Here is a 3,692-nt window from a genome sequence, read left to right on the forward strand (position 1 = left end):
GCCTACTTCCATTTCAATATCTCCGTAAATCTGGATGTTTTTTGACCATAGCAGATTTTCTTAACGGAGAATTTCGTGCTGGTAACTGTGCCGACCGACACCATTAATAAAATTTAACAAGAGCCAAGTGGTGACCACATAACGCCAACAGCATGCGCGGCTGCGAAATGAAGGCGAAGCCGCAATGTAGTAGACGTCGCCGTGACTGTGATTGTTAGCTCTAAACGGTTGCTTAATCCTCGGCTAGTAGGGCAGCTGCTGATCTCATCTTACCCATTACTAGCCCAAATACTCGACCTGTCTTTTCTGCGTAGTCAACAACTGAGCTTTTAGGAGGAGCGCCAACTGGAGTGTATGGGTCAAAATAGTCGGGCACGTCCGAGAACTTCATTTCGAGCGTTGCACCTGCCCATTCGAAAGCTTCACTCGGAACAATACCGCCGTAGCTGATATTTAGTTGTAGGATGTTAACTGCCGAATTTTGAATTTCCGCAAATGCTCTTTTTGCTGCTTCTAACTCGACGTGCTGAGTTTCAGAGCTGTCTTTGTGCCAATCTACGTGGGGTGCCATGTCAGGATTGCTTTCCTTAAGTTCTTCATATGACAAGTAGCTTTTCACGGCAATCATGTTGTTTTGAAGCAAAATACTATTTTTAAGTACGGGAACAAAGTGCTCACTAACTTTGGAAAGTACACCAATTTCGATAGTTGCTTTTCGATGACTCGACTCAACCTGGCTATTGGTATATTGGTTATAGCCTCCTAGAGAAATGACACCGATCATTGCCCCATACTGGAGTACAGCCCAAATGCGAGGCTTCTCAGACTCTGGACTTTTTCGAGTAATGAATTGAGATAAAACGCCCGCGATTCCTAAAATCACGATCGCTATATTAATCATTTCACTCTCCTTTCCGGTGTGGTGAGAGCCAACGCTGAGGTAACCGGCGCCGGAGCGAAGCGGAGGGTACCAAAAGCGCCACGCTTTTGGCGTCCGGTTGACCGTTTTGTTAGTGATTTTGAGATTAGGGCGCGGCTTTTCTCTCTCCAAAGATATACCCAGCAGCTAATAGCGAAAGCTCTTTTAGGTGATTCCAAATCTGCTCGGCTGCTAGCCCCTTATCCTCGCTATACATAAGGTAAACCAATGCAGCCGCGAACAATGCGACGAAGATCAAAACTGACAAAAACAGAATAGCAATGGAAGAATTTCTAGGTTGATCAGACATACACACCTCAACCGTTGCTAAAGCAACTTGAGATGCGATGTCAGGGTCTGGCCGCACTCACAGAATGGGTCATCGCGAAACAAGATATTTGCGGAGGCTTTCGCCACCGAGCTCAACGGCCCGTGAACCTATTATACCAATTAATTAGACAGGCGACAGGATCACTAACGCCAGCCAGCATGCGCGACTACGAAATGGAGGCACAGCCGCAATGTAGTAGGCGTCGCCGTGCCTGGCATTGTTATGTTTCCAAACTCTTAAACAGTCGGCTCAACTCATTAAACACTTTGATACGACCTGAGAGTATTACCTCGCGCCACTCTTGAATTTCATCCAGCGACATCCCGTGATCACCAATGAATGCTTTTGAATAAAATTTGGTCAGCTGTTCACCATATTTCCGAACTAAATCCTGGGCCTCCTGCTCCCCCATGAGCAAAAGCTTTGATTCAGCACTGGCTAGCACCTTATAAGAATTGAACAACTCCGCGCGAACGTGGCGAAGTTCTTGCTCTAACGTTTCGTTTGGCGATTTCCCATTGGCACGTTTGCGAGTCCAATCAAGAATCCGTGCCCAATAATTCAAAGAGATATGGGAAAACTCCTCTACTTCTTCAGCAACTTGATTTATTGCGTCGCGCTTCCTCTGCGTTGCCTCCAGACTTTTATCCGAGACATGCTTGTACCGCGTGACCGCATAAGTTGCGATACCGCTGATTGCAGCGCCTAGCCCAATTTTTACAGCCGTATCAACGATGTCTAGCCAAGTCGAGGCCAAAGACTACCTCCAGTCAGAAACATGACGCCTACGGTAACCGGCACCGGAGCGCCAGCGAAGGGAACCAAAAGCGGAACGCTTTTGGTGTCCGGTTGACTGGCTGGTTAGCACTTCGGAACCTGATAAGTGCAATAATCACGCGGGCCAGACCAAGTTATCGCCGTGAATGAGAAATCCATCTCCCCTTGCTCCTGAAGCTGCTGAAGCACGGCTGCGGGTGGCCATCCACTCGGAGCGTCTACAAAGGCGTACCCTTGTGCCGACAACAGCTTTACCAGCATAACTAACTCGGCGTTGTCCCGGAACGAAATCTCTCGCTCAGGAAAATCAGCTGTTTTTAGAGTCCCGCCTTGAATGCTGGTGACATATTTTTGAGTCATGGCTCTCTGGTGCTAACGCCAGCAATAAACGGCGCCCTGACAAGGGCGTCCGGTGGAGGCCGAAGGCCGGAACAAATTTGATTGCCTTGTTAGGCGCTTCTCACTTTTTGGATGCAACAGATTGCATTGCCTCAATCAGAGCTTTCGCAAAGTAAATGTTGTATTTGAGTGAGGCGCTCTCGTAGGCGTATCGCCATTTTTCAAAACCATTGCTGATAGCATTTAGCTCAAGCTGGAGTTGGGCATCACCCCATCCGTATTGTGCTATGGAGCTGTGAGAAACAACTTCCTCTTGAACATCTTTGGGCAGACCATAAAAGAGCTTTGAAATGTTGTGCCCCTTGGGAGGAGCTTGAGAAACAATTCGATGGAGTTCTTTCAAGTGAAGCTCTACTGAAAATGCTAAGCAAACGATATCGATGCCCATCGCTGGTAATGAGCCGTAGGCTGTTTCTCTGGCACCATCAGCACCCTTGCTTATCAGCGCGTCGTTGCTCTCCCTTAAGATTTCATAAGCATTTAGGAAGTCCTGCGCGTGCATTGACAGTTGACTCATATGAATCTCGCCTAACGCTTTTGTTTAGCGGCGCCCCGACAGGGGCGTCCGGTGGAGGCCGCAGGCCGGAACGTACTACAACTACTGGTTATGACTAGAACCGGTTACGCTCAAGCCAAGTGATAAAATCCGGGGCATCCTCGGTGAACCGGTTTGTTTCATGGTCCCACAAAAAGATTGCAGGCGAATCTCCGACTGACCAGCAGAAAAGATCCCCGCACCCATTGCTAGCAAACGCAACATAGGCCCGGCTATCAATGTACCTTTGGTTCTCTACCAGCTCCTGGGGCGGGAGGATTTCAGCACTAAACCTCAAGTCGCTTAAACCGCCCAATCTGACAAAATCACGGTACCAGGCTTTAAACTCCGTTTTCAGACCGAGTTCTGCTTGGTTGATCTGACTTTCGGTAGGTACCGGATCGTCGAGCCGATATTTTTCGTTTTGGCTCAGGATGCTCTCAATCTGATGCATAGCTTTAGTCATAACGCCAGCCATAAGCGGCGCCCTGACAAGGGCGTCCGGTGGAGGGCCGAAGGCCCGGAACAACCTTCATGGCCTTGTTATGTTTTTAATCTGGAACACAGTCATGAGTCCAGAAAATATCGTCTATTTCGAGGGCTTCCAGATCGCCTTCAATTTTTTCATACAACTTTATCTTTGGGTGTGCCTCAATATATGCACGGAGGTGCTGCCTAAAGTAAGCCATTGCATTGACTAACACATCAAACTCAGACCATGCCTCAATGGT

Annotated in this window: 6 protein-coding genes; all 6 read right to left on the reverse strand. The window is 48.3% G+C overall.

Annotated features, from left to right (window positions below; translation table 11 throughout):
• Positions 1–232 precede the first annotated feature (232 nt).
• Positions 233–901 (reverse strand): hypothetical protein, encoded by a 669-nt coding sequence (locus RG807_RS17605; RefSeq protein WP_309046040.1) that lies wholly within the window; start codon positions 899–901, stop codon positions 233–235.
• A 569-nt stretch (positions 902–1,470) separates the two neighbouring features.
• On the reverse strand, positions 1,471–2,007 hold the full coding sequence (locus RG807_RS17610; protein WP_309046041.1) for a hypothetical protein: 537 nt from the start codon (positions 2,005–2,007) through the stop codon (positions 1,471–1,473).
• A 104-nt stretch (positions 2,008–2,111) separates the two neighbouring features.
• Positions 2,112–2,387, reverse strand: coding sequence for a hypothetical protein (locus RG807_RS17615; RefSeq protein WP_309046042.1), 276 nt, complete (start codon positions 2,385–2,387; stop codon positions 2,112–2,114).
• Positions 2,388–2,487: 100 nt separating this feature from the next.
• The gene (locus tag RG807_RS17620) at positions 2,488–2,943 is read right to left on the reverse strand and encodes a hypothetical protein (RefSeq protein WP_309046043.1); all 456 of its coding nucleotides are present in this window, start codon (positions 2,941–2,943) and stop codon (positions 2,488–2,490) included.
• 94 nt (positions 2,944–3,037) lie between these two features.
• Positions 3,038–3,427, reverse strand: coding sequence for an SMI1/KNR4 family protein (locus RG807_RS17625; protein WP_309046044.1), 390 nt, complete (start codon positions 3,425–3,427; stop codon positions 3,038–3,040).
• 85 nt (positions 3,428–3,512) lie between these two features.
• On the reverse strand, positions 3,513–3,692 hold a 180-nt coding region (locus RG807_RS17630; RefSeq protein ID WP_309046045.1), incomplete at its 5' end, for a hypothetical protein.

The organism is Marinobacter sediminicola (genome assembly GCF_031157525.1).
GTDB lineage: Bacteria > Pseudomonadota > Gammaproteobacteria > Pseudomonadales > Oleiphilaceae > Marinobacter > Marinobacter sediminicola.